Origin of the sequence: Paenibacillus kribbensis (assembly GCF_001705305.1) — a bacterium.
GTDB classification, from domain to species: domain Bacteria; phylum Bacillota; class Bacilli; order Paenibacillales; family Paenibacillaceae; genus Paenibacillus; species Paenibacillus kribbensis_B.
In genome coordinates this window covers 248,340-266,690 of sequence record NZ_MCBP01000008.1, presented here as the reverse complement: position 1 = coordinate 266,690, position 18,351 = coordinate 248,340, and the positions used below count along the sequence as shown (strand labels likewise).

The following is an 18,351-nucleotide window of genomic DNA, read 5'->3' as shown; positions in this document are numbered from 1 at the left end:
ATAGGTTGGGGGTGGAAGTGCAGTAATGCATGGAGCTGACCAATACTAATCGGTCGAGGGCTTATCCTAAGAATAGGACGCAATGGAGTTTCGGATCCAGTTTTCAGGGTGTAACACCTTGAATTAAGCTTGGTATATATAATAACTCGCTTGATTATCGCTAAGTGTGTCTATTTATTTGGAGAGATACCCAAGTGGCTATAAGGGGACCCTCTGCTAAGGGGTTAGACTGCGAAAGTGGTGCGAGGGTTCGAATCCCTCTCTCTCCGCCATTTAGGACAAGCTTGCGAAATATTATGTTATGGCGGTGTAGCTCAGCTGGCTAGAGCGTACGGTTCATACCCGTGAGGTCGGGGGTTCGATCCCCTCCGCCGCTACCATACATACCCAGGAGGCTTAGCTCAGCTGGGAGAGCATCTGCCTTACAAGCAGAGGGTCGGGGGTTCGATCCCCTCAGCCTCCACCACCGTGCCGGTGTAGCTCAATTGGTAGAGCAACTGACTTGTAATCAGTAGGTTGGGGGTTCAAGTCCTCTCGCCGGCACCATTTATGAAAAATATAGGGAACTGTGGTGTAGAGGCCTAACATGCCTGCCTGTCACGCAGGAGATCGCGGGTTCGAATCCCGTCAGTTCCGCCATTTTTCAATATTATAGTTTAACCGTACTAAAGTGGGAAGGGGAATCCCTCCGCACTTTATTTTTTTGTTAGTGGGTATGGCTCGGTAGCTCAGTCGGTAGAGCAGAGGACTGAAAATCCTCGTGTCGGCGGTTCGATTCCGTCCCGAGCCACCTTTATATGGAGGATTAGCGAAGTGGCCAAACGCATCAGACTGTAAATCTGCTCCCTTACGGGTTCGGTGGTTCGAATCCATCATCCTCCACCAGTTTTATGAGCCATTAGCTCAGTTGGTAGAGCACCTGACTTTTAATCAGGGTGTCGAAGGTTCGAGTCCTTCATGGCTCATCGAAAGTCATCAACTATAGGTTGATGACTTTTTTTGTGTTGTTTAGGTTATGTTTTTAATCACTTTTTTATTTTACGGTATCGACAGGTTATAATGAGTTCATTATGTTCGCTTTGTGCATATTCAAAAAAAGTGAAGTGGTGATGGCGTGACTCTGAATACGGAATGGATACAGCAACAGCTTCAGAATATTATTCAAGCGCAATTTACCATAGTGCCCTGTTGTTCGGAAATGTTGGCAGAAGGTCAAACAGAGAATCCAGTTATACCGAATACATCGTTTATACGTGATAACAAGTTATATTTCCCGTTTCGTGCTTCGGCGGGTGAACTGGCTGCTTTTATGGTAGAGGCCAGACACTTGACCGATCGGGAACGACAGTTGGTAGAAGCGCTGTTGGGGAACATGGAGCGGGTTTGGCAGAATGGGGCACAATTGTCGACGAATCCGATGTATAGCGAGGAAGAGCGGATGAATCGTTTTGGACAATGGCTCATACAGCAGGCTGCCAATCTGCACAATGAAGAAGAGGTTCCCGAAGAGTTGCAGCTTCACGATTCACTATCGGCGTGCATGGTTCCGATTTTACTCAATGGTGAGGGAACACAGGAGGGGGGGATTACCTTTCCGCAGCTGCATCGATTGTTGGCCAGTTATTTTGGTGGAGAGGTGCTGCTTGTTCCACTCGATAAGCAATCTTGGTTGATTATGGCTAAAAAAGAGCTCCTGTTAGGTGCAGATGATGAACGGGATAAAGACACTGAAACCAGGGATGCAGATTTTACGGAATCGCTGGAGGAGGTCCTTACGGCTTTTAGTTTGGGCTTATACGAGCTTATCGCGAATGAGTGGGTGGGTGTATTCCATTTGGCGGTATCCAAGCCGTTAATACCTTCACGAAATCTACCCAAAGAGCTAAATATGTTATGGGAGACGATCCACCTTGGGAAAATTTTTCATGTAACAGAGCACATCCACTTTTCATGGGAGCTTCATTTGGAAAGGCTGTTAAACCGCATTCCCAAGGAACAACGGATACTATTTTTGGAGCAGCTAATGAAGTCGTCTGTCATATTGAAAGACCCGGAAACGGTGGCTACATTAGATATCTTTTTTCAACTGGACTGTAATGTAAGTGAGACAGCTAAGCGCCTGTATGTACACCGAAATACGCTGATTTACCGCCTGGACAAAATTAAACAGGAGACGGGATTGGATGTACGGACATTTAATGATGCAGTTCTGGTCAAGCTTTATCTACTATTGTACAAAGTGACAAAAAGGAAATAGCATTTTTGTGCAGTTTGCGAATAGCCATGCTTTGGGGACTAGGGTAAGATACAAGTAGAAAATGTATTCGATTTCAAAACTTGATCTTGGGGAGGCAAAAGCTATGGCTGGCGTACGTTTAGAGCATATTTTCAAAAAATATCCGGGTGCAGATAAAGCTACGGTTGTTGATGTCAATTTGGACATTCAAGATAAAGAATTTCTCGTATTGGTTGGTCCTTCCGGCTGTGGGAAATCTACTACACTCCGTATGATCGCTGGTCTGGAGGAAATCTCGGACGGTAAATTATACATTGGAGATCGTGTTGTGAACGACGTGGCTCCAAAGGATCGCGATATCGCGATGGTATTCCAATCCTATGCCCTGTATCCGCATATGAACGTGTACCAAAACATGGCTTTTGGTCTGAAGCTTCGCAAGGTGAAGAAAGAAGAAATTGATAAACGTGTACGTGAAGCGGCTAAAATCCTTGATATTGAGCATCTGCTGGATCGCAAGCCGAAAGCGTTGTCGGGTGGTCAGCGTCAGCGTGTTGCCTTGGGACGTGCGATTGTACGTGACCCGCAAGTCTTCCTGATGGATGAGCCACTGTCCAACCTGGATGCCAAGCTGCGTGGTCAGATGCGTGCGGAAATCACGAAACTGGCTAAGCGACTGGAAACGACCGTAATCTACGTAACCCATGATCAGGTCGAAGCAATGACCATGGGTGATCGGATCGTAGTTATGAAGGATGGTATTATTCAACAAGCTGCATCTCCAGATGAACTGTACAACCGTCCAGTGAATCTGTTCGTGGCTGGTTTTATCGGCTCTCCTACAATGAACTTTATCTCAGGTAAGCTGGTTGAAAAAGAAGGCGCGTTGCATTTCACAGCACCAGGTCTGGAGCTGTTTGTGCCTGAAGGTAAAGGACAAATTTTAAAAGCGAAGGGTTATATCGGCAAAGAAGTGATCTTGGGTATCCGTCCTGAGGATATTCATGAAGAGCCTGTATTCCTGGAGGCTTCTCCGAACACGATCTTTACATCCACAGTGGATGTAACGGAAAATCTTGGTCATGAAATGCTGTTATACCTGAGCGGTGCCGGAAATGATACGATTATTGCCCGTGTAGACGGACGTTCCAATACTCGTGATGGTGTCAAAGCGAAGTTGGCTGTCGATATGAACAAGGTTCATATTTTCGATAAAGAATCGGAATTGAGCATTTTGGTTGGTGAATAAGATCAGCCTGTAGAGAGAGTCGCCGTTTTCCCGACTGGGAAATGGCGGCTCTTTTTGTGTATGTCCTACAGCTACAAGCTTCGGCATTGCATTCATTGAAAAATTCCGATACGATGGGTACAATGATACAGGTCTGGGTTCAGGCAAGCTTTGTAGCAGGGTCATAAGTGAGATCATTCAAACGGTCGGAACAGAGGTAGCCTGAAATCATATGATTGAATACAGTGAGGCTTGGGCTGGTGCAGGATGGACTGGCGTAAGGCTGTATAGTTAATAGGGTAAAGCTACATAAATCAAATAACGTATAGAATCCGGTTTTGCAGATGAAGGAGAGAATACGATGGCTAAAAAGGTAAAGGTATCCGAGCTTGTACAGCAGTTTCAAATGGAGGTTATTTCCGGTGAAAAGGGTCTGCGCAGACTCATCACAGTCGACGATTTGAATCGTCCGGGTTTGGAGATGGCCGGGTATTTTGAATACCATACACAGGAGCGGGTGCAGCTTTTAGGGAGGTCTGAGTTGGCTTTTCTGGGTATGCTTCCTCCTGAGGAGAGACGGGATCGGATGGAGCGTCTGTGTACAGAGCTGACTCCATGTATCATTATCACTCGTGGTTTGGAAGTACCAGCTGAGTTAGTGGAGGCGAGTGCTGAGCGAGATGTACCTGTACTGCGAACCAATATGGCGACGACGATTTTATCAAGCCGCATTACGGGTTTTCTGGAAAGAAAGCTGGCTCCTACAGCGACCATTCATGGTGTATTGTGTGATGTGTATGGCGTAGGTATGCTTATCACAGGCAGTAGCGGAATCGGTAAAAGTGAAACCGCGCTGGAACTGGTTAAACGTGGACACCGTTTGGTAGCGGATGATGCGGTGGAAATTCGACAAACGTCTGATTTTCAGCTGCATGGCACGGCACCTGAGTTGATTCGTCATCTGCTGGAAATTCGAGGCGTGGGTATCATTAATGTGATGACGCTGTTTGGTGCAGGTGCTGTCCGTAATAACAAGCGGATTACATTGGTTGTCCGTCTGGAGGCATGGCAACAAGACAAGCAGTATGACCGCCTTGGCTTGGATGAAGAAACGACGCGTATTATTGATACAGATGTTCCGCTCGTTACGATTCCAGTTCGTCCGGGCCGAAATTTGGCTGTTATTATCGAGGTGGCGGCGATGAACTATCGTTTGAAACAAATGGGCGTTAACGCAGCCCTGCAATTTACGAATAAGCTGACCGCTACGATCTCCGAAGATATGGAAGATATGGATTAAGGGCCGGTGTTTGCAAGGAAGAAAAAGGAGTGAGCGAAACATATGTCAACGGCAACATTATTGCTGAATCCGATTGCTTTTTCCATCGGGGCAATTAAGGTCCACTGGTATGGGCTAATTTTGGGGCTGGCGGCGCTTGTGGGGTTATATCTGGCCATCCGTGAAGGAAAAAGATTCGGTATTCCGCAGGACTTTTTTATGGATATGCTGCTGCTAGGCGTCCCGTCGGCTATTATTGGAGCGCGTATTTATTATGTAGCTTTCAAATGGGAAGACTACAGAGATAATCTATGGGATGTTTTCAAAATTTGGAATGGCGGTATTGCGATCTATGGCGCGTTGATCGGCGCGATCATATGTGCAGTCATTTATTTCCGCTATAAAGGGTATAACTTCTGGCGGATCGCTGATATTTGTGCGCCGGGTCTACTAATCGGCCAAGCGATTGGACGCTGGGGCAACTTTGTCAATCAGGAAGCCTACGGTGGACCGACGGAAGAAACCTTTTTGCGGAATCAACTGCATTTGCCGGATTTCATTGTGAATCAGATGAATGTTAACGGAGTATTCCACCACCCTACGTTCCTGTATGAATCGCTGTGGAGTATCGTAGGCGTGATTTTGCTGCTTGTGATTCGCCGGATGAAGTTTGTACGTGCGGGCGAAATGTTTGCATTTTATTTTATTTGGTACTCTATCGGTCGCTTTTTCATCGAGCGGGTGCGGACAGACAGCCTGGCTTTTCAGGGGCCGGACTGGATGGCTTCCTTTCTGAATGCTCTGTGGTCCCCTATGGTGTGGCTAGGGTTTGAACCAGGGTACTTGGACCCGAATTACGGTAACGTACGGATTTCACAGTTGCTTGCTATTTTCATCATTGTAGCTGCCGTGATTTTCATCCTGGTTCGTCGTCAGAAGGGTTCATCCGTTGCGAGATACAGCGACCCGATTGTCTCCAGCAAGACGGGGATTGATCAGGTGCCTGACGTGACCCCAGAGCAAGCATCCCGCCCAGGACAAGATACGGTTCCTCCAACTGTTACAGCGGATAAGCATCCTAAGGAAGAAACGGACGAGGATAAGAAGGAGCATCTATGATAAATACGATTTTGTTTGATTTGGATGGTACCATCATGGATACGAATGAGCTGATTATCAGCACGTTTTTGCACATTTTGAACCATCCGGATGCTGATCCGCTAACTCGGGAGCATATTATTCCCCATATGGGTGGGACGCTGGATGATCAGCTCCGTACTTTTTCGGGATTAACGGATGTATCTGAGCTAGTTAAAGACTACCGTGCTTATAATCAGGTTCACCATGACCGAATGGTGAAGCCATTTCCGTATGTGATTGAGGTTATTCAGGAGCTGCGTGCGCGAGGAATTAAGCTAGGGGTTGTGACAACCAAAATACGACCTTCCACGATACGCGTACTTGATCTGTTCAATCTGACCTCCTCGATGGACTATATTGTGACGGTAGACGATGTGGAGCATCCGAAGCCGCATGCAGAGCCAGTGCTTAAAGCATTAGCTGGCTTGAACGCTGCCGCGGAGCATACGTTGATGGTCGGAGACAGTTCCTTTGATATTTTGTCAGCCCAGGCGGCAGGTGTGAAATCTGCGGGTGTTGCCTGGTCGCTCAAGGGCGAGGAAACGCTGCGTGGATATGGACCAGATTACATGCTGCATGATATGCGCGACTTGCTGAAGCTGGAGCTGCAAGGTGTCAATGTATCGTGAGAAAGGTAAAACGCTATCCCGTAGAAGGTCCTAACGCATTGTGGCAGATTTATCGGACGGTGAGCCCTTGGAAAGGCGTTAAAAATTTTATTTTTATACAGCTTGCCCGGTATTGTCCTGTGCTTTCTCTGAAAAACGCCATTTACCGCAAAATGCTGGGTATGAGGGTGGGGCAGCATTCAGCCTTCGGCCTGATGGTCATGGTAGATGTCTTTTTTCCAGAGCATATTACGATCGGAAACAATTCGGTCATTGGATATAACACGACCATACTGGCCCATGAATACCTAATACAGGAGTATCGTATCGGTGAAGTGGTGATTGGAGATCATGTGTTGATCGGTGCAAACACGACCATTTTGCCAGGGGTCACCATCGGTGACGGAGCTATCGTAGCCGCCGGAGCGGTGGTGCATAAAGATGTGCCTGCTGGAGCGTTTGTGGGCGGTAACCCATTGCGTGATTTGGGACGCTCCGATGTGGGCGAATAAAAAATAGCACAGCAAGAAGGTCTCTTATAGATTTTAAGGGGCCTTTTTGCGTTGTTTTTCTGTATAATAAGTAGGGAAATGGATGTTGGTTATGTTTAAAAATAGAAAATAAGTATATTTACAAGGCGATATGGGAGCGTGTTGATTTGGTCAAAAAGGAACGTATACCGGAGCTTGATATTTATCGGGGAATATTAATTGCAGCCGTTGTAACTATTCATGCGACTTCAATGGCTTTGATTGATGCGCGTCATTCTCTATTATTTTATCCTTTTTTATTTTTAAATGTGTTCAGCAGTTTTGCGGTTCCTGTGTTTATTTTTGTGAGCGGGTTTGTTTTATTTTACAATTATGTGGATAGGCCGCTTCGGGGTAAGAGTATGCTTGTGTTTTTTCGGAAAAGACTGATGTTTATTGTGTTACCCTATGTTTTGTTTTCACTTCTCTACTATTTGACCTTGGTGACACGCGGACTGATGCCGCTAAGTGATCTTCCACTGGTGCTGTTAACAGGAAAGGCATATACGCATTTGTATTATGTTATTATCATTATCCAATTTTATTTGGTCTTCCCGCTGTTGCTGTGGGGAGTGCAGCGTTTACGGCAATGGGTATTGAGCCCACGGAGAGCCGCCTTTGTTATTTTGACAGCAGGGTTGGTCATTCAATGGGGGTTTGTATTACTGAACAAATACGTTTGGGGAGTGGAAAGAGGAAGTCTTGCGATTACATATATCAGTTATTTTGCTCTGGGTGCAGCTGTAGCGATTGGGTATGAAAGGTTTAAAAAGTGGCTTTTTCCGTTGCCAGGGACGTTAATCGGTCGCAGACAGCTGATCAGCTGGTGTGCTTTGTGGGCGGTTTGGCTATTCGTGGGTATAGCTTATGTGCAGATATGGTTTGTAGCATATCGCAAAGCCATCTATGCAGACTCACTGGTCTATGAACTGCTCCGCAATGCACATGCCCTCGTATCTGCGCTAGTGCTGTTTCAGCTCTCTGTTTTATTCTATCGTTATGCAAATGCTAGGCTGCGAGCGTGGATCAGTTGGATGGGTGCATGTTCTTTCGGTATTTATTTACTTCACCCGGCATTGTTGCGAGTGTATCGCAAGCTGGATCTGCATGGAACGCCGATAGAATATATTTTCTCCATTGCTGGCGGATGGTTGTTGGCACTGTTTGGCTCCTGGCTGATTGTGACGTTATGTTTTCGATATCTACCGTTTTCCTGGGTCGGCTTGGGCACGATTCCGAAACTGCCTTCCCAGACTAAAAGTGAGCAGGTGAGTGGCTAAATATTTTTAGATGGACTGTTGGCTGAGAGGCTGGCAGTCTTTTTTTTAGATTATAGAATTTATAAATTTTCAGCGGAGCTGAACAATTCTATAATCGCAAGGAAAAAATCGCAAGAAAAATTTCCGCTAAGCGTGGTCTTGCTTCCGTGAAAGTATGTCGATAGATGTTTTTCTTATAGGATTCATGAATTCGGCAGTGGATACAATATAGAGAGGGGTAGCACAGTGATGAGAACTTTAAAAATGGGCTGCTCCGTCGGTTGACGTTGACAAGCAGGCCGTGATAATATATCGAATATACTTTAGTTTGTTAGCACTTTACCATGATAAAGAAACATAAAATCATGAGGTGATAGAGATGTCTAAGCCAAAAGGATTTGAAATTCCTGTAGGGGTTCGGGATTACCTCCCACGAGCAGTGTCGAAGCTGCGGGCGATTGAATTGAATGTGCTCGAATGCATGGAGCGTTGGGGCTACCGTCAGATTATGACGCCTACGATGGAATACTACGATACGGTGGGTGTGGCCAGTTCCACCTCGGATCAGAAGCTGTTTAAGCTGCTCAATAACCGGGGAACCACGCTGGTGCTGCGGTCTGATATGACTGCGCCAATTGCGCGGGTGGTATCGTCGCTACTGAAGGAAGAGGAAGTGCCGCTTCGGCTTTCCTATCATGCCAATGTATTTCGGGCGATTGAGGAAGAGGCGGGAAGGGAAGCTGAGTTCTTTCAGACGGGTGTGGAGCTGGTAGGCGATGACTCGCCGGAGGCTGATGCGGAGGTTGTTGCATTGGCGATTGCATCGTTGCAGGCGGCAGGAGTTACCTCTTTTAAAATTGCCATGGGACATGTGGGATTCCTGAACGGTCTGTTCGAGGAAATCATTCCAGGTCGCCAGGCTGAGCAGGAGGCGCTAAAGGAGCTGCTGCTGGGCCGTGATGTAGTGGGCTACCGAACAGCGATTGAGGCTCTGGGCTTGGCTGCTGAACATCGGGATAAGCTGGAGGCTATTCTTCGGCTACGCGGTGGAAAAGAAATCTGCGAACAGGCTACCCGTCTTAGCGTGGAGCAGCAGACGCTTCAATCTATTGCACATTTGTGCGAGGTGTGGGAAGTACTGGAGGCTTATGACGTATCTGAGCATGTGTTAATTGATCTTACCATGATCGGAGATTTTTCATATTATACAGGAATGACTTTTGAGGGCTACGCGGCGGAAATCGGATTTCCCGTCTGTAACGGAGGTCGCTATGACAATCTGCTCCAGCAGTTTGGTCGGTCCGTGCCTGCGACGGGATTTGCGCTCAAGACGAATCGAATCGTTGATGGTGTAGACGGTATTGAGATTGAGACGAAGCGTCCTGTGCTTATCCTTTATGACGAGCAGGGACGTCAAGAGGCGTTATCGGCTGCGGCGCAGCTTCGTACAGCCGGTAGGATTGTGGTTACAGGCTTGACGGGAGGGCCAGAGGATGGGCGGCGCCAGCAGCAGGACCTATATGCAGAGGTATACAGCTATACAGTCGCAGAAAGGCAACCGATACAAGGGAGGGAGCTGCCATGACGGAAACATTGAAGGTAGCCATGCCGAAGGGACGGATTTATAAGCAGGCTTCCGAGTTGTTTCGCCGAGCAGGGGTCCCGATTCCGCAGGATGTGGACGATACGCGCAAGCTGGTCATTCCGCTGCCTGAGCTGGGAATGGAATTCATCATGGCGAAGCCGGTCGATGTTCCTACGTATGTGGAGTATGGGGCTGCGGACATTGGCATTGTGGGCAAGGATGTATTGCTGGAGGAAAACAAGGATGTGTACGAACTGCTGGATCTGGGAATCGCCCGTTGCCGGATGTCGGTGATTGCTCTGCCGGATTGGCAGCCGGGTATTCGCCAGCGGGTCGCCACCAAATATCCGAACGTGGCTTCCCAGTATTTTCGGGAGCAAGGCCAGCAGGTCGAAGTTATCAAGCTGAACGGTTCCATCGAGCTGGCGCCGTTAATTGGTCTGGCAGACCGCATTGTGGATATGGTGGAAACCGGGCAGACCTTGCGGGAGAACGGATTGGTCGAGCAGATCAGCATTCTGGATATTACCAGTCGTCTGATTGCCAATCGGGTTAGCTATCGGATGAAAAACGGCTCAATTCAGGCGTTGTGTGACCGATTGCATCAGGTGATTCCAACTGCGGTGGCACCCAAGGACTTAATGAACTAGTGGAATAGGACAGTGGCTAAGGAGCATTCTGCAAAGCAAGCTGCAAGTAGGGGGAGTGGACAAATGAAGATCGTATCAGCCCGTGAATTCAGTCTCCAGCGCGAGGTGGATTACGGTACACCAGAGCAAAATGAGGCTGTTCGTGCCATTATTCATTCGGTACGACAGGAGGGAGATGCAGCTGTCCTGCGGTATACGGAATCGTTTGATGGTGTATCGCTGACGGTGGAGCAGCTTCGTGTGACAGATGAAGAATTGAAGTCGGCATATGACAAGGTCGAGCCTTCTTTTATACAGGCGATTCGTGAGGCGGCGGATAATATCCGTGCTTTTCACATGAAGCAAAAACGGAATTCGTGGATGGATTGGCAGCCGGACGGCAGCCTGCTCGGTCAGATTATCAGACCGTTGCAGCGTGTAGGCGTGTATGTTCCAGGCGGTAAAGCAGCCTATCCATCCTCGGTGCTGATGAATGTCATTCCCGCTCAGGTGGCTGGTGTGCCGGAGATTGTCATGGTGACTCCCCCGGCAACAGGCGGCAAGGCGGGAATTGATCCATATACACTGGTAGCTGCGGCAGAGGCTGGTGTGACAGAAATATACCGGGTGGGCGGAGCGCAGGCGATTGCCGCTCTCGCTTACGGGACACGTCGCATTGAACCGGTCGATAAAATTTGCGGTCCCGGCAACATTTATGTAGCGCTGGCAAAGCGTGAGGTATACGGTGCGGTGGATATCGACAGTATTGCCGGACCGAGTGAAATTGTCGTGCTGGCTGACGACACGGCGAATGCTGCTTATGTAGCGGCTGATCTGCTGTCGCAGGCTGAGCATGACGAAATGGCCTCGGCCATTCTGGTTACGCCCTCGCAACGCTTGGCGGAAGAAGTATCAGCCGAAGTACAGCGCCAATTGACCGATCTGCCGCGTAGAGCTATTGCTTCTGCCTCAGTAGAGTCTTACGGGGCCATCATTGTCGTTGACACGTTGGAAGAGGGCATCCGTATTGTCAATCGGCTTGCGCCGGAGCATCTGGAGATCATGACAGAGCAGCCGATGGAGCATGTGGGCCTGATTGAAAATGCGGGAGCTATTTTTCTGGGAGCGTACAGCTCGGAGCCGGTAGGCGATTATTTTGCTGGACCCAATCACATTATTCCGACGAATGGAACCGCGCGGTTCTCTTCGCCAGTCGATATTGATGATTTTATCAAAAAGTCGAGTATGATCTATTACAGCAAGGAAGCGTTACTGCGCAATGGAGAGACGATTATGCAGCTTGCCCGGCATGAAGGGCTGGAAGGTCATGCACGGGCGATACAAGTTCGATTGGACAATGAAAAGAAGGCGGTGGATGTGGATGGGGAACGAAAATAACGGATCAGGACGCACAGGGAGCGTCAGCCGGAAGACGAACGAAACGGATATTCAATTGTCTTTTGCGGTAGATGGGACAGGACAGGCCGAGATTGAAACGGATGTTCCTTTTCTGAATCACATGCTGGATTTGTTCACGAAGCACGGACACTTCAACCTGAATGTGCAGGCCAGAGGGGATGTTGATATCGACGATCACCATACCGTGGAGGACATTGGTATCTGTCTGGGGCAAACCTTGCTGGAGGCACTGGGTGATAAAAAAGGAATCAAGCGCTATGCCAGCGTCTTTGTACCGATGGATGAGGCGCTCGCGCAGGTCATCATTGACCTCAGTAACCGACCCCATTTTGAGTATCGTGCGGAGTATCCGTCACAGCAGGTAGGGAGCTTTTCGACGGAGCTGGTGCATGAATTTCTGTGGAAATTTGCATTGGAGGCTCGTATGACGCTGCACGTTATCGTTCACTACGGGCAAAATACCCACCATATGATCGAGGCGGTGTTCAAAGCACTGGGACGTGCGCTGGACGAGGCGACCTCCATTGATCCACGGGTAACGGGAGTGCCTTCAACGAAGGGAGTGTTATAGTCCATGTCCATTGCTATTGTGGATTACGGCAGAGGCAATCTGCATAGTGTGAGCAAAGCGGTTGAGCGTCTTGGATATGAGGCTGTAGTCACAGGAGATGCCCAAGTGATTCGTTCCTCCAGCGGTGTGATTTTGCCGGGTGTAGGGGCATTCGGAGATGCGATGGAGCATTTGCGTTCCAGTGGATTGGATCGGGTTATCCAGGAGGTGGCGAGAGCTGGACAACCGCTGCTCGGTGTTTGCTTGGGCATGCAGCTGTTGTTCACTCGTGGTGAAGAATATGGCAGTCATGAAGGGCTTAATATTTTACCGGGCGAGGTCGTTCGGTTTGCTCCCGATAGGGGCGTTAAGGTGCCGCATATGGGCTGGAATCGTCTGCGTATGACACAGCCGGATCACCCGTTGTTGCAGGGCTTGGAGGAAGGGCATGTGTATTTTGTACACTCCTATCATGCAAAGCCTGAGGTTGAAACGGACCTGCTGGCGGTGACTGATTACGGCGGGCCTGTAACGGCTATCGTTGGCAGAGGCCATGTATACGGTATGCAGTTCCATCCGGAGAAGAGTGGAGAAATGGGCATGCAGCTGCTTCGTCAGTTTTTGGAGCTGGCGGAGGCGGCAAAGCGAACGTAACTACTCATCAGTCTGTGGAGGGTGGTACGGCTGGCTTTGGGCGTTGATTGATGTGAAGGCATATAAATGTGGAATAGCTCAAAAGGGGGTCATGCTTTGTTCACGATATATCCGGCGATTGATATTCGCGATGGCAAATGTGTACGGTTGGTACAGGGGGATTACAACCAGGAGACGATATACAACGAAAATCCGGTAGAGGTAGCCCGAGAATGGGAGCGCAAGGGCGGCTCCTACATTCATCTGGTCGATCTGGACGGGGCAAAAGCGGGTCAACCGGTGAACGATGAGCTGATTGGGCGTATCGCTTCTGCAGTGCAGGTGCCTGTACAGGTGGGTGGCGGCTTGCGTACACGCGAGCATGTGGAGCGACTGTTGTCATTGGGCGTGAGTCGCGTGATTTTGGGCACGGCGGCAATAGAGGACCGTGCCTTTACCGAAGCGGTGCTCTCTGCCTACGGTGATCGGATCGCTATCGGTCTGGATGCGCGAAATGGCTATGTAGCCACGCGCGGGTGGCTCGAAACCTCGGGGGTACGCGCGGATGAACTGGCCGCTGAGCTGGCCGCCAAGGGGGCGGAGACGTTCATTTTTACAGACATTTCCCGTGATGGAATGATGCAGGGCCCGAATGTGGAGGCGATCGTAGCACTTGCAAAAAGCAGCGGACGTACCGTAATTGCTTCCGGGGGTGTCAGTCAGATGGATGATCTGATCACACTGAGCGCGTATGCACAGGAAGGTGTAGGCGGTGCCATTGTGGGTAAGGCATTGTATACAGGGAGCATTGATTTACAGGTCGCCGTACAAGCTGTAGCAAGGGCATAGGGGGAGTAAACATGCTGGCTAAACGTATTATTCCCTGTCTGGATGTAAAGGATGGCAGGGTGGTTAAGGGCGTTAATTTTGTGAACTTGCGCGATGCGGGCGATCCGGTGGAGCTGGCGGCGCTGTATGACCGGGAAGGTGCGGATGAAATTGTATTTTTGGATATTTCCGCATCGGTTGAAGGTCGTGCCACCATGGAAGCGGTCGTTCGCCAGACGGCCGGAGAAATCTCCATTCCCTTCACGGTCGGCGGCGGGATATCCCATGTCGATGATATGAAACGCATTTTGCGTGCCGGGGCCGATAAAATTGGCGTGAATACGGCCGCTGTCCGTAACCCTCAGCTAATCGCGGAGGGTGCGCGCAGCTTTGGCTCACAATGCATCGTTGTTGCAATTGATGCCAAGTACAATGAGGCGTGGGGCGAGTGGGAAGTATATACGCACGGAGGCCGCACACCATCCGGTATCCGTGCCTTGGCCTGGGCCAAGGAGGCTGAACAGCTGGGGGCTGGAGAAATTCTGCTGACCAGCATGAATGCGGATGGAACCAAGGATGGATTTGACCTGCCACTCACGGCTGCGGTGTCGGATACGGTGGGGATTCCGGTTATTGCGTCCGGTGGAGCTGGCAAGCAGGAGCATTTTTATGACGTGTTTACGGCGGGCAAGGCAGATGCCGGACTGGCAGCAACGATTTTTCACTATAAAGAAATAGGAATCCCTGAGCTAAAACGGGATTTGAAGCGCAGAGGAGTGGAGATACGATGAGCAATGAATTAAACGAGCAGCTATCTCTGGAGCAGATATTGGATAATATCCGTTGGAATGAAGCGGGGCTTGTCTCAGCCATTGTACAGGATGATGCTACGCTTCAGGTGCTGACCCTGGCCTATATGAACCGCGAGTCGCTGAAGCTGTCTCTGGAATCGGGAGAGACCTGGTTTTGGTCTCGTTCCAGACAGGAGCTGTGGCATAAGGGGGCAACCTCCGGCAATACGCAAAAAATCACCTCCATCCAGCTGGATTGTGACGGTGATGCTCTGCTTGTGCGTGTCATTCCGAGCGGTCCTGCCTGTCATACAGGAGCAACGAGCTGCTTTTCCCGTGATATTTCTGCGCCGGGAACGGCTCTGGCATCTGCCACTGACCATGCAGCGGCGGGGCAAGCACAAGCTGCTGAGACGGGCGGAACGGGCAACACTACGGCAAACCGTTTTGAGGTGCTTGCCCAGCTGGAGGCGATCATTAAGGAACGCGAAGAGACACGTCCTGAAGGGGCCTACACGACCTATCTTTTTGATAAAGGCGTAGACAAAATCCTGAAAAAGGTTGGCGAAGAAGCATCCGAGACGATCATTGCTGCCAAAAATAAAGATAATGAGGAACTGCGTCTGGAGGTCAGCGATTTGATATATCATCTGTTGGTGCTGCTGCAAGAACGCAAGCTGCCGCTGGATGATGTGCTGGCTGAGCTGAATCGTCGCCATGAGCGTCCTCGTCGTGATTAAAATGGGTGTTATGGTGCAGAAAGGGGCGAGGGTCGCATGAAAATTGACTATCATACGCATCATGCCCGGTGTGGTCACGCGATAGGAAGCCTGGAAGAGTATGTGCAGCAGGGAATTCGGCTGGGTCTGGATCAGCTCGGCTTATCGGATCACATGCCGCTGCTGCATGTAAAACCAGCTGACTATTACCCGGAAATGGCGATGCCAATGGAGGAGCTGCCCCGATATGTTGAAGAGTGTCTGGAACTGAAGGATCGCTATAAAGGGCAGATAGACATTCGTGTCGGCCTGGAAGGTGACTACATTGAGGGTTGGGAACGAGAAATTGAAGCTATCATCACCGCGTATCCGTGGGATTATGTGATTGGCTCCGTCCACTTTCTCGGTGAATGGGATGTGACGGACTTTCGCCAGGTACACCATTGGGAGGGCAAAAACGTGCTGGAGGTATACCGCACGTATTACAATGCGGTTTCCAAAGCGGCAGCTACCGGCTTATATGACATCATGGGTCATTTGGATGTCATTAAGCGCTTCGGCCACCATCCGAAGCCGGAGGAAGAGGAGGAGCTGCGTGAGCTGGAGCGATCTGCACTCTCAGCCGTTGCCCGCAGCGGTCGGGCAATGGAGCTGAATGCATCAGGGCTATCCAAGCCCTGTGCGGAAATGTTCCCGAGCCGCCGCATACTGGAGGAGGCATTATCGCTGGGTATTCCGCTGACCGTAGGCTCGGATGCCCATGATCCGGCGAAGCTGTCCGAGCATTTGGAGAAGGCGCGTGCGCTCCTATATGAAGTCGGCTATCGCGAGCTTGCGGTATTTCAGCATCGCGAGCGTGCGTTGGTGCCGCTGACACTTTAATTTCCGTGTTGATTTGGTCTAAATATATATCTAGTAACTAGCCGAACGCTGCCTTCTGAAGAGGAAAACGCGCTCGGCTATTGGCGTATCCTCTTATAAGTACCTAGCGATACGTCTTTATTGGAAAACAAGTCTGCATCCGTTTTTTGGAATGGGGCACGACTGACTGTCAAGTCGTTTTGAAGTTGTGGTATACTGGAGGGTATGAACATGCCAGTTACATTTAAAGGAGGTGCCTTGGTTATTTATGAAAGGGAAACATCTGCGAGCATCGGAACAACTTAGCCCTAAGATTATTGCTTTGCGTTTCGACGCATCTTTCTTTTTTGAGAAAGCTGTGCGCTCGCTAGATCGCAATCATTATGACAAGGCATTGAAATATTTTCGTAAAGCCGTTGAATATGAACCGGATAATCCGGTGAATCATTGCAATATGGCGGGTATATTATCAGAGATGGGGGATTATGCAGGCTCGAACGAGATCCTGTCCTCTGTTCTGAGCGACGTAGATCCGTCGATGACAGAGTGTTATTTCTATATGGCGAATAATTACGCTAATATGGAGCAATTTGAAGAAGCGGAGAAAGCCTTAGTCACGTACCTGGAGGAGGACGAGGAAGGGCAGTTTCTTGATGAAGCTGAGGAAATGATGGAACTGCTCTATTATGAGCTGGACCGTCCAACCAAGCTGAACCGCATTAAGGCTCGGCAGGGAGTGGTCGAGCATGATCAGGCCCGCGTCCTGCTGGAGGAAGGGAAATTTGCTCAGGCAGCTCAATTGCTCAAGCAAATTTCGGAGGAACAGCCCGATATGTTCGCTGCGCGTAATAATTTGGCGTTGGCCTATTACTACATGGGATTGTTCCAAAATGCCAAAACCGTCATTCTTCGAGTGCTGGAGGATGAGCCGGGGAATTTGCACGCGTTGTGCAATCTGGCAATCTTTTATCAGCATGAGGGAGGCGGTCCCGAATTGGATCGCCTGGTTCAAACCTTGGCGGTCACCATCCCGTTTCAGGAGGAGCAGGTATTCAAGCTGGCGACCACCATGGGGATTCTTGGACGCCATGAGGAGGCCTACAGACATTTCCGCAGGTTGCTGCATGGCACTGGAGAGAACAGTGCTGACGCTTCGTTGTACCATTACACGGCAGTAGCTGCCAGCAATACGGGAAGATATGCGGAAGCCCGACGGTTGTGGAGTCATTTGCAAAAGCAGGATGCTTCCTCGGAAGTTCCGCGCTTTTTCCTGTCCCGGCTGGAGGAGCTCCAGCAGGAGGGCACACCGCTGCAAGTGCTCAGCTACCATTATCATCTCCCTTTTGAGGAGCAATTCCGCATGTGGGAGAAGTTCGGTGCTGAGCAAGTGCCTGACAGCATGAAGAAGGACCCGCTTATACGGTCATCCTTCTTCTGGGCTTTGCGCCACGGAGACCGGGCAACTCAGCTGCAGGTCATTCAGGCGCTGAGTCTGATCGGTGATGATGAGGTGCGCCAGGCACTGGAGTCCTTTGTAGATGACCCGGATCAGGAGGATGAGCTGAAACAGCGTGCCTTGCAGGTCCTGCAAGAGCTGACGGAGCAGGAGCATGGCGTGCAGGAAACGGCTCCGCAAGCAGAGCAGATGGAGCGGTTAGAAGCCGAAAGGGATTGCCGCACAATCGAAGGCGATGTATCTGCTTCTCCGGTCGATCCGCAATGGCAGGCAGTGCTCGATAAGGTGCTGACCGTCATGGGCAAGCCGTCAGATCCGGCCATGCAGCACGATTTAAGATCGCTTTGGCTGGAGTATTCGGATCGGCTTGCTCCAGAAGTCCCGATGGTTCAGCATACGGAGGGATGGGCAGCGGCGCTGGAATATTTGACAGCCAAAATGCATCATCATTCAGTCACCTATCAGGAAGTAGCCGACCGTTACGGTATTTCCGTATCGACCGTAAGCCGCTATGCACGCCAGATTGACAGTGTGTGTGGTATCAAACAGAAGCTGAAGCAGCCGCTCTCCACGTTTAAAAAGCAGGTCTGAGACCTGCTC

General features: G+C 49.9%; 17 protein-coding genes and 8 tRNA genes. All 25 read left to right on the top strand.

The genetic code is table 11. The features are described 5' to 3' along the window. Positions 1 to 180: 180 nt before the first annotated feature. The 25 genes from BAZ21_RS16525 to BAZ21_RS16405 all read left to right on the top strand — a co-directional run bounded on the left by BAZ21_RS16525 (position 181) and on the right by BAZ21_RS16405 (position 18,342). Positions 181 to 272: transfer RNA gene (locus tag BAZ21_RS16525), tRNA-Ser, on the top strand. Between the two features lie 31 nt (positions 273 to 303). Then, positions 304 to 380, top strand: a tRNA-Met gene (locus tag BAZ21_RS16520). A 10-nt stretch (positions 381 to 390) separates the two neighbouring features. Continuing rightward, positions 391 to 466: transfer RNA gene (locus BAZ21_RS16515), tRNA-Val, on the top strand. Positions 467 to 470: 4 nt separating this feature from the next. Then, positions 471 to 546: transfer RNA gene (locus BAZ21_RS16510), tRNA-Thr, on the top strand. Between the two features lie 16 nt (positions 547 to 562). Beyond that, positions 563 to 639 (top strand) — tRNA-Asp (locus BAZ21_RS16505). Between the two features lie 78 nt (positions 640 to 717). Then, positions 718 to 790, top strand: a tRNA-Phe gene (locus tag BAZ21_RS16500). 9 nt (positions 791 to 799) lie between these two features. Beyond that, positions 800 to 885: transfer RNA gene (locus BAZ21_RS16495), tRNA-Tyr, on the top strand. A gap of 7 nt (positions 886 to 892) precedes the next feature. Beyond that, positions 893 to 965, top strand: a tRNA-Lys gene (locus BAZ21_RS16490). Between the two features lie 149 nt (positions 966 to 1,114). Continuing rightward, a complete protein-coding gene (locus BAZ21_RS16485) occupies positions 1,115 to 2,257 on the top strand; it encodes a PucR family transcriptional regulator (RefSeq protein WP_068502928.1) in 1,143 nt (380 codons plus the stop codon). 103 nt (positions 2,258 to 2,360) lie between these two features. Further along, positions 2,361 to 3,485: an ABC transporter ATP-binding protein gene (locus BAZ21_RS16480; RefSeq protein WP_007428126.1), complete on the top strand. Its 1,125-nt coding sequence runs from the start codon at positions 2,361 to 2,363 to the stop codon at positions 3,483 to 3,485. 340 nt (positions 3,486 to 3,825) lie between these two features. Continuing rightward, the gene (gene hprK, locus BAZ21_RS16475) at positions 3,826 to 4,764 is read left to right on the top strand and encodes an HPr(Ser) kinase/phosphatase (RefSeq protein WP_068502923.1); all 939 of its coding nucleotides are present in this window, start codon (positions 3,826 to 3,828) and stop codon (positions 4,762 to 4,764) included. Positions 4,765 to 4,806: 42 nt separating this feature from the next. Next, positions 4,807 to 5,862 (top strand): prolipoprotein diacylglyceryl transferase, encoded by a 1,056-nt coding sequence (gene lgt, locus BAZ21_RS16470; protein WP_068502920.1) that lies wholly within the window; start codon positions 4,807 to 4,809, stop codon positions 5,860 to 5,862. Continuing rightward, positions 5,859 to 6,512: a pyrophosphatase PpaX gene (gene ppaX / locus BAZ21_RS16465; RefSeq protein WP_068502918.1), complete on the top strand. Its 654-nt coding sequence runs from the start codon at positions 5,859 to 5,861 to the stop codon at positions 6,510 to 6,512. The genes lgt and ppaX overlap by 4 nt, the downstream gene beginning before the upstream one ends. Next, the gene (locus BAZ21_RS16460; RefSeq protein ID WP_068502916.1) at positions 6,509 to 7,003 is read left to right on the top strand and encodes an acyltransferase; all 495 of its coding nucleotides are present in this window, start codon (positions 6,509 to 6,511) and stop codon (positions 7,001 to 7,003) included. The genes ppaX and BAZ21_RS16460 overlap by 4 nt, the downstream gene beginning before the upstream one ends. 146 nt (positions 7,004 to 7,149) lie before the next feature. Then, on the top strand, positions 7,150 to 8,301 hold the full coding sequence (locus tag BAZ21_RS16455) for an acyltransferase (protein WP_068502912.1): 1,152 nt from the start codon (positions 7,150 to 7,152) through the stop codon (positions 8,299 to 8,301). A 358-nt stretch (positions 8,302 to 8,659) separates the two neighbouring features. Further along, complete coding sequence (locus tag BAZ21_RS16450) at positions 8,660 to 9,865, top strand: ATP phosphoribosyltransferase regulatory subunit (RefSeq protein ID WP_068502909.1); 1,206 nt, start codon at positions 8,660 to 8,662, stop codon at positions 9,863 to 9,865. Beyond that, complete coding sequence (hisG, locus tag BAZ21_RS16445) at positions 9,862 to 10,515, top strand: ATP phosphoribosyltransferase (protein WP_068502906.1); 654 nt, start codon at positions 9,862 to 9,864, stop codon at positions 10,513 to 10,515. The genes BAZ21_RS16450 and hisG overlap by 4 nt, the downstream gene beginning before the upstream one ends. 63 nt (positions 10,516 to 10,578) lie before the next feature. Then, on the top strand, positions 10,579 to 11,892 hold the full coding sequence (gene hisD, locus BAZ21_RS16440; RefSeq protein WP_068502903.1) for a histidinol dehydrogenase: 1,314 nt from the start codon (positions 10,579 to 10,581) through the stop codon (positions 11,890 to 11,892). Further along, on the top strand, positions 11,876 to 12,484 hold the full coding sequence (gene hisB, locus BAZ21_RS16435) for an imidazoleglycerol-phosphate dehydratase HisB (RefSeq protein WP_068502976.1): 609 nt from the start codon (positions 11,876 to 11,878) through the stop codon (positions 12,482 to 12,484). The genes hisD and hisB overlap by 17 nt, the downstream gene beginning before the upstream one ends. 3 nt (positions 12,485 to 12,487) lie before the next feature. Further along, positions 12,488 to 13,117, top strand: a complete 630-nt coding sequence (hisH, locus tag BAZ21_RS16430; RefSeq protein WP_068502900.1) for an imidazole glycerol phosphate synthase subunit HisH — start codon at positions 12,488 to 12,490, stop codon at positions 13,115 to 13,117. Positions 13,118 to 13,213: 96 nt separating this feature from the next. After that, positions 13,214 to 13,945, top strand: a complete 732-nt coding sequence (gene hisA / locus BAZ21_RS16425; protein ID WP_068502897.1) for a 1-(5-phosphoribosyl)-5-[(5-phosphoribosylamino)methylideneamino]imidazole-4-carboxamide isomerase — start codon at positions 13,214 to 13,216, stop codon at positions 13,943 to 13,945. A gap of 11 nt (positions 13,946 to 13,956) precedes the next feature. Then, positions 13,957 to 14,715 carry an imidazole glycerol phosphate synthase subunit HisF gene (gene hisF, locus BAZ21_RS16420; protein WP_068502894.1) on the top strand — a complete coding sequence of 253 codons (759 nt, stop codon included), beginning with the start codon at positions 13,957 to 13,959 and terminating at the stop codon, positions 14,713 to 14,715. Then, positions 14,712 to 15,455 (top strand): bifunctional phosphoribosyl-AMP cyclohydrolase/phosphoribosyl-ATP diphosphatase HisIE, encoded by a 744-nt coding sequence (gene hisIE, locus BAZ21_RS16415; RefSeq protein ID WP_068502892.1) that lies wholly within the window; start codon positions 14,712 to 14,714, stop codon positions 15,453 to 15,455. The genes hisF and hisIE overlap by 4 nt, the downstream gene beginning before the upstream one ends. A gap of 36 nt (positions 15,456 to 15,491) precedes the next feature. Continuing rightward, positions 15,492 to 16,316 (top strand): histidinol-phosphatase HisJ, encoded by an 825-nt coding sequence (gene hisJ / locus BAZ21_RS16410; protein ID WP_068502890.1) that lies wholly within the window; start codon positions 15,492 to 15,494, stop codon positions 16,314 to 16,316. Between the two features lie 247 nt (positions 16,317 to 16,563). Further along, positions 16,564 to 18,342 (top strand): tetratricopeptide repeat protein, encoded by a 1,779-nt coding sequence (locus BAZ21_RS16405; RefSeq protein ID WP_068502887.1) that lies wholly within the window; start codon positions 16,564 to 16,566, stop codon positions 18,340 to 18,342. Positions 18,343 to 18,351 lie beyond the last annotated feature (9 nt).

What these genes read in the sequence shown, in the direction of transcription:
- BAZ21_RS16480 (WP_007428126.1), top strand. Translation starts at nt 2,361, where the DNA reads ATGGCTGGCGTACGTTTAGAGCATATTTTCAAAAAATATCCGGGTGCA.
- hprK (WP_068502923.1), top strand. Translation starts at nt 3,826, where the DNA reads ATGGCTAAAAAGGTAAAGGTATCCGAGCTTGTACAGCAGTTTCAAATG.
- lgt (WP_068502920.1), top strand. Translation starts at nt 4,807, where the DNA reads ATGTCAACGGCAACATTATTGCTGAATCCGATTGCTTTTTCCATCGGG.
- ppaX (WP_068502918.1), top strand. Translation starts at nt 5,859, where the DNA reads ATGATAAATACGATTTTGTTTGATTTGGATGGTACCATCATGGATACG.
- BAZ21_RS16450 (WP_068502909.1), top strand. Translation starts at nt 8,660, where the DNA reads ATGTCTAAGCCAAAAGGATTTGAAATTCCTGTAGGGGTTCGGGATTAC.
- hisG (WP_068502906.1), top strand. Translation starts at nt 9,862, where the DNA reads ATGACGGAAACATTGAAGGTAGCCATGCCGAAGGGACGGATTTATAAG.
- hisD (WP_068502903.1), top strand. Translation starts at nt 10,579, where the DNA reads ATGAAGATCGTATCAGCCCGTGAATTCAGTCTCCAGCGCGAGGTGGAT.
- hisB (WP_068502976.1), top strand. Translation starts at nt 11,876, where the DNA reads ATGGGGAACGAAAATAACGGATCAGGACGCACAGGGAGCGTCAGCCGG.
- hisH (WP_068502900.1), top strand. Translation starts at nt 12,488, where the DNA reads ATGTCCATTGCTATTGTGGATTACGGCAGAGGCAATCTGCATAGTGTG.
- hisF (WP_068502894.1), top strand. Translation starts at nt 13,957, where the DNA reads ATGCTGGCTAAACGTATTATTCCCTGTCTGGATGTAAAGGATGGCAGG.
- hisIE (WP_068502892.1), top strand. Translation starts at nt 14,712, where the DNA reads ATGAGCAATGAATTAAACGAGCAGCTATCTCTGGAGCAGATATTGGAT.
- hisJ (WP_068502890.1), top strand. Translation starts at nt 15,492, where the DNA reads ATGAAAATTGACTATCATACGCATCATGCCCGGTGTGGTCACGCGATA.
- BAZ21_RS16405 (WP_068502887.1), top strand. Translation starts at nt 16,564, where the DNA reads ATGAAAGGGAAACATCTGCGAGCATCGGAACAACTTAGCCCTAAGATT.